The organism is Mycobacterium sp. (assembly GCF_035603715.1).
GTDB lineage: Bacteria > Actinomycetota > Actinomycetes > Mycobacteriales > Mycobacteriaceae > Mycobacterium.
Window position 1 is genome coordinate 1 of record NZ_DATNJW010000380.1, and the last position, 5901, is coordinate 5901.

6 protein-coding genes and 1 pseudogene are annotated in these 5901 nt (G+C 63.2%); 5 read left to right on the top strand and 2 right to left on the bottom strand.

The genetic code is table 11. From position 1 onward, the window contains the following. Positions 1-474 (bottom strand): hypothetical protein (locus VN856_RS15750; RefSeq protein WP_325690621.1); only part of this gene is annotated, 474 nt, incomplete at its 3' end. A 318-nt stretch (positions 475-792) separates the two neighbouring features. Between VN856_RS15750 and VN856_RS15755 the strand changes: the two genes are divergently transcribed. From VN856_RS15755 to VN856_RS15770, 4 genes are all read left to right on the top strand, one after another. Further along, positions 793-1248, top strand: coding sequence for a DUF1942 domain-containing protein (locus tag VN856_RS15755; protein WP_325690623.1), 456 nt, complete (start codon positions 793-795; stop codon positions 1246-1248). A gap of 134 nt (positions 1249-1382) precedes the next feature. Next, positions 1383-2600, top strand: a complete 1218-nt coding sequence (locus tag VN856_RS15760; RefSeq protein WP_325690630.1) for an NAD(P)/FAD-dependent oxidoreductase — start codon at positions 1383-1385, stop codon at positions 2598-2600. 578 nt (positions 2601-3178) lie between these two features. Next, entirely contained in the window at positions 3179-3850 is a 672-nt protein-coding gene (locus tag VN856_RS15765) for a hypothetical protein (protein ID WP_325690624.1), read from the top strand. After that, a complete protein-coding gene (locus tag VN856_RS15770; RefSeq protein ID WP_325690626.1) occupies positions 3828-4631 on the top strand; it encodes a hypothetical protein in 804 nt (267 codons plus the stop codon). The genes VN856_RS15765 and VN856_RS15770 overlap by 23 nt, the downstream gene beginning before the upstream one ends. 184 nt (positions 4632-4815) lie before the next feature. Here the strand turns inward: VN856_RS15770 and VN856_RS15775 are convergent, their stop codons facing one another. Beyond that, on the bottom strand, positions 4816-5136 hold the full coding sequence (locus VN856_RS15775) for an aminopeptidase (protein WP_325690628.1): 321 nt from the start codon (positions 5134-5136) through the stop codon (positions 4816-4818). 336 nt (positions 5137-5472) lie between these two features. On the opposite strand from VN856_RS15775, the pseudogene VN856_RS15780 reads away from it, so the two are divergent. After that, a pseudogene (locus VN856_RS15780) lies at positions 5473-5901 on the top strand (peptidylprolyl isomerase); the annotation flags it as partial.

The window sequence follows — 5901 nt, forward strand, 5'->3', positions numbered from 1 at the left end:
TCCCAGCGGACCTGCTGAACCGTTACTGCCGGTGACCGCAGGCGCCCCGCTCGGGTCGCGTGGGATGTTCCAGGCCTCCCGGATCTTGCCCAGAGTGATGTACGCGGGCGTGCTGGCCTCGGCGTTCTTTGCGGTGATCACACCACCCTGGAACTGTTGGAATACCAAGCCGCTCTCCCGAGTTCCGGCGTTGCGATCACCCGTCAATGGCTTGCCGAGAGCCTGCTTCTGGCTTTCGGTTGCCGACGAGTACTTGGCGGCGATCGAGCCGGTAAGAGTCACCTCGACGTTGTCCTCCCCGGCAAGCTTCACCTCAGTGGGCTGCGCTGGGGTGTGAGAGGTCGAGGTGGCGCTCGCCCCGACCTGAGGCGGTGCCGACGTGTCTACGCTCTTGCCGTTGCTGCATCCCACAGCAATCATCGCGACGGCGGCCAGCCCGACGACTGCCGTGTGCCGGTATGCGATCTTTCTCATGGGCGTCCTCTCGCGTCTTGCTGTGGTGCTGGTCAAATTGCCGCTGACCTCCTCGCGCGGGACTGCCGCCGAAGCGGCTCCTCACGAAGTTACAAGGTGGTCGTAGACGGTTAGCCAGAGCACGTGAGTAGGAAACACACCGGCTAGGTCTGCACCACTTCCCCACCGCGGCATTCTGCGATCACGTGGGTCCTTGCAGTCGCCGCCGGAATTGGCTGTGGTCTTGGCGCATAGGTTTCGAGATCGGCGACTCTGGATACGCACACGATCGTAGGTTTCATTCCTGGACGGCCCAGGAAATTAGCTGAGGAGTTCGACATGACGTTCTTGCAGATCGCATCGAAAGCGACAGCATTTGCTGCTGGGATCGCGACGGCCGGAATCTTAGTGGCGACACCGGCCTCCGCCGACCCCGAATTGGTGCCATTCGGCCAATCGGCTGAGATCCCTAGCCCGGGCGGCGCTATCAACTACACCGTGGGTAACTTGCAACCCAGCGGTCACAACGACGGTGTCTGGTATTCCGATGTGACGGCTCAAGCTGTGAGCGGCAACCCGACTCCGAACATTGCTGATTTCAATGCCCGTGCTGTCAACAGCTCGACCTTCGCGGTCATGAAGGGTAACGAGACGGACGGGCTTCCTAACGGACCGCTTGCGCCGGGCACCCAAGCTACTGGGAAGCTGTATTTCAACGTACGAGCAGGCACCTCGCCCGACAGCGTCGTCTACCGGGACGCCGCGGGTACCGAGAAGGTGGTCTGGAAGAGCTAACAACGCAGCCTTGGATCAACTTGGCGCACGGCCGCGTTCCGGCATAGCGCTCGAAGATTCCGGGGCCAGCCACAGCGCCTTCGTCAAGCCATTCGTGCTTGCGCGGTTTTGAACCGCTGATCGACGATGTGTATGTGGGTGAGGTCGTCGTTGTCGGCTCCGGCTTTGCCGGCCTGTGGGCCGCGCTCGGGGCGGCACGTCGACTCGACGAACTGCATATCCCCGCGCGCGATGTAGGTGTGACACTCATCAGTTCGCAGCCATTCCACGACATCCGGGTGCGCAACTACGAGTCCGACCTGACCCTGTGCCGCATCCCCCTGAGCGTTGTGTTGGACCCGGTTGGTGTCGCGCATATCACCGCCGACGTGACGGCGATCGACACCTCCGCGCGCACCGTAATGTTCTCGGGCTCGGACGGATTCGGCTCCCAGGACTATGACCGGCTGGTGTTCGCCCTGGGCAGTTCTGTGGCCAGACCCGATCTACCCGGTTTGCGCGAATTCGGCTTCGACGTCGACACCTACGACCAGGCGATGCGATTGAATCGGCATCTCGCGTCGCTGGCCGATGGCCCGCCCACGCCCGGCGCGGCGACCGCAGTGGTTGTTGGCGCGGGATTGACGGGAATCGAGACCGCCTGCGAGCTACCCGGCAGGCTCGCCGGGCTGTTTTCCGGCCGTGACGGCTGCACGCCGAGGGTGCTGCTGGTCGACCGCAACCCATTCGTGGGTTCCGATATGGGCGACTCCGCGCGTCCGCTGATCGACGCGGCGCTGGCTTATAACGGTGTGGAGGCGCTGACCGGCATTGGTGTCGTGGCCCTCGACGCCGAGGGTGTGACGCTGTCCGACGGGCAGCGGGTGGCAGCCGCCACGGTCATATGGTGCGCGGGCATGCGGGCTAACCCGTTGACCGCGCTGTTCGACACCGAGCTTGATCGGTTGGGGCGGCTGACGGTCGACGACTATCTCCAGGTGGTCGGCGTACCGGGCGTCTTTGCCGCCGGGGATGTTGCGGCGGCCAAGATGGACGATCAGCACCTGTCGGTGATGTCGTGTCAGCACGGACGGCCGATGGGCCGGTACGCGGGCTACAACGTTGTCAGCGACCTACTGGGTGAGCCGATGCTTCCGCTTCGGATCCCCTGGTACGTAACCGTTCTCGACCTGGGGCCAGCGGGTGCGCTGTATACCGAAGGCTGGGATCGCCAGGTGGTTGCGCACGGCGCCCAGGCTAAGGCCACCAAGCACGTGATCAACACAGAACGGATTTATCCGCCGTTGGACGGCGACCGCGCGAAGATCCTTGCCGCCGCTGCGCCTGAGCTGCAAGCCCGCCCACGAATTTAAGTAGTGGACTACTCACGTCGCTGTGCTCGGACCTGACGAGAATCGCCAGCATCGACACGGCGAGAGGACTTGGCATGAGATCCGCATGGTCTCGCCTTCGCTCTCGTAAAGCTGCAGTAATTGCGCTGGTGGTGGCAAACGCCGCCGCGTTGGCAATGTTGTGCGTGGCAGCGGCGCCGGCTTGGGGCGATCCCCCGCCAAAGCCTGACCCGTCACTCACCACCACACGACCCCCGACGCCAACCACCACACCGCCGTCGGTGCCGAACAGATCGCCGGAAGTGATCCCATCGGCATCGGCGGTAGGCCCGTCGCCGGCGGTGACTACCAGCGAGTCCACCGGGCTGATCCAGATAATCGCGCCTGCCGTCAGGCTTTCCCGTGACCACGGCGCTCCGGGTACGACGTTCTCTGCGACAGTCACGGGGTCCATGCCGTGCCGTTTGGGGCCGGTTAAGCTCCAATGGGACACCGATACCCCTGTGGATGTCGACAAGGCCACTGCGACAGCCAATTTCACGGTGCCTGCCAACGCGAAGAGCGGTCAGCATACTGTGGGCGGGACGTGCAACGGAAAAGTGTTTGCGTCGAGCGCGTTCACGGTCGTCGAGAAGCCTTCTCTCACAATCGATCCTGACAAAGGGCTACCAGGCTCGCAACTGAAAGCCACGGGCACCGGGTTCGCCTGCGGCGATGGCACCGATCCTGTCGACATTGCTTTGGACAGCGACGTGCTGGGTCATGGCTCGTCCGGCACATTCAGCGAGCAGATCAGCGTCCCGGCCGAGGCGTCCGTCGGTGACCACACCGTGGTGGCATCCTGCCGCAACCACCCCGACATCACCGATCGCCAAACCTTCACGGTGACAAGCACTATGACGACCACGGTGTCCGAGCTCAACCCTACGCCCGTGGTTCCCGTCACCAGTTCATTGAAACTCACTCCAGTGCCCCCCGCCACCACCACCACTGTGTCCACCAAGGACGTGAACGACACCAGCGACTTGGCGTCGTATTGGTGGGTGCTCGTGTTGATTGCCTTCGCCGTGGCTCTGCTCGGATCCGTCCACCACATGCTCAAGCCGCCACCCGTCCACGCCGTATCGCGTCTCGCGGGCCCACCACTGGTCACGGTGTATGAGACACCCGCCCCCGGCGAATCCACCCACGCCCTACGACTGGAAACACATTCGGGTGCCCGCACCCTGACTGTCGAAGAGGTGAATGATGGCCACATCCCAGCTGAATGAGACCGCGACCGCACGGGACCTCCTCTTTGGCGGGCAATCCCTGGAGCCCACCGACGCGCTTGCTCGCGCGCTGCACGAGCGGGGCGCTCTCAAAACTCCCGTCGCGCGCTACCCCGGCGTCCGGTCTCTCGCGGAATGTGAAGTCGCGCGCGAGGCGGACCGGCTTCTGTCAACGGATGTGTTCGACCTGCTCATCGCCGGATGGAAAAAATATGACGCCCTCACCGACGCTGCGCGTCGCACCCGCGACGCGCAGGGCACCGAGGAGAAAGTCGAACTTGCGACACACCAGATCAAATCCAGCCACACATCGTCGGTGCAACTCTTCATCGATGGCAAGTCGGCCGGGACACTCGAAGTCGAGTTGAGCGTCGTCTTCAGGATCGTCGCGGTCCGCTGTGTGATCAGTCGGGCTCGACTGACAGCGATCGAGACCGGCAGGTGCACGGTCACCGGCGCTGTTGCGGTCGACGGCAAGGAGATGGTCAAGCGTGGGTGCGGTTTCGACCTGCCCGGCGCGGTCCGCTTGCGCGGCGGCGTGCCACTGCTGGCACCCGTTTCAGAGACCCCGACCGCTACGCATGCCGCCGAACCTACTGGCCAAACTCTCGCCACAACCGCGCGCTGGTCTGCGGATCCGACCCTGCGAAATGAATACCGCCTATGGGACGGGTCACGCTGGACTAATCGCGTCGCAAACGACGGCCGGGAATCTTCCGATCCGCTATCTACCCCTGCCTCGCTCAAACCGGGGACCAGCCTGAGTGCGGGGAAGCCGTAAATCGCAATTGCTCATTGGTTGCCAGGAGGGTTTTTCACCTGATGTGCCAAGCCCTACTCTCCCGCGCGTCTAGGCCCGTTGGTGCGGGACTCCGAAATCTGGCTCAGCGCAGGATGTTTCGTGTTTCGCGGTCATTGTCGATGTCTCGGTCATGTCAGGCTGGTCGGTAGACGAGGCGGCCACCTCAGGTTGTTTTGCGTCGAGGCCGGTAGAAAAATCCGAGCAGGAGTCCGGCTGTTCCGACGATGACCAAAGGAATCCCCCAGCGGCGGCGTGACGAGATCGCCGCATCGCATTGAGCCGCGTAGTCGGGATGGCTGACTGCTTGCTCGGGGACATCAACGCTGATCTGGCCGAGGTTTGTCGTTGAGGGAGCTGGCTTTTCGGCAACAATGGCATTGCCGCATCCAACGGTCGAACTGCCACCATTCCAGACCGACACCGGCAAAAAGAGTCCGACGACGCCGGCGATCAGTACGGCCGCGCCAACCAACAGATTGCGCAATCGCTTGTTCACGTCGCCCTCCGTGAGTCGTCCGTGTTGCCATCCACATGCGTGGACGCTGCAATATTCAAGAATCCGCGGGTTCGCCGCCGCTTCGGCCGTAGTTTTCCGGCGATTCTAAGCCACAGATGGTTCTGGAAATTGCCGAATGTCGCGCCAGCCTGATTCCGGTTGGGGTCCGTCGGCCGCGCTCCCCTGGGCTAGTTACCACCGTGCCCGTGTCGGCGTTAATGGATTTCTTCGAATAACCCCGTGCCACTCGCCTGGGTTCAAACCAAGTAGTCAAAGGCTCTACTCCAAGATATCGGCGAAACCGGCGACTGTAGCGTGACGACCGTGAACTCCTTGCGTACGTATTCCTCGGTCGGGCTTATCGTCTGTGCGGCATCGGCTGCGATGACGCTTGCCGCGTGCAGCTCTGACAAGCCGGCTCCGTCAAAAGACACATCCTCGACCGCGCCTGCTTTCACCCAAGCCATGTCACCGGCCGCGCCCCCACCTGCGACCGCAGACAGCAGCTGCCCCACCCAAGCGCCGGGTGACGGCGGAACACCGGATTGGACCCTCAGCGGGTCAACCGGCAGCGTCGCGGTGACGGGCTCGACAGACAAGGCCGCGCCGTTGATCACCGTCACGCAGCCCTTCAGCGTGACTGAGACGCAGGTACACACGCTGCACGCCGGAGACGGGCCGGTAGTCGCGCCCACGGCCACAGTCTCTGTCTGCTACATGGGCGTCAACGGACGCGACGGCAAAGTGTTCGAC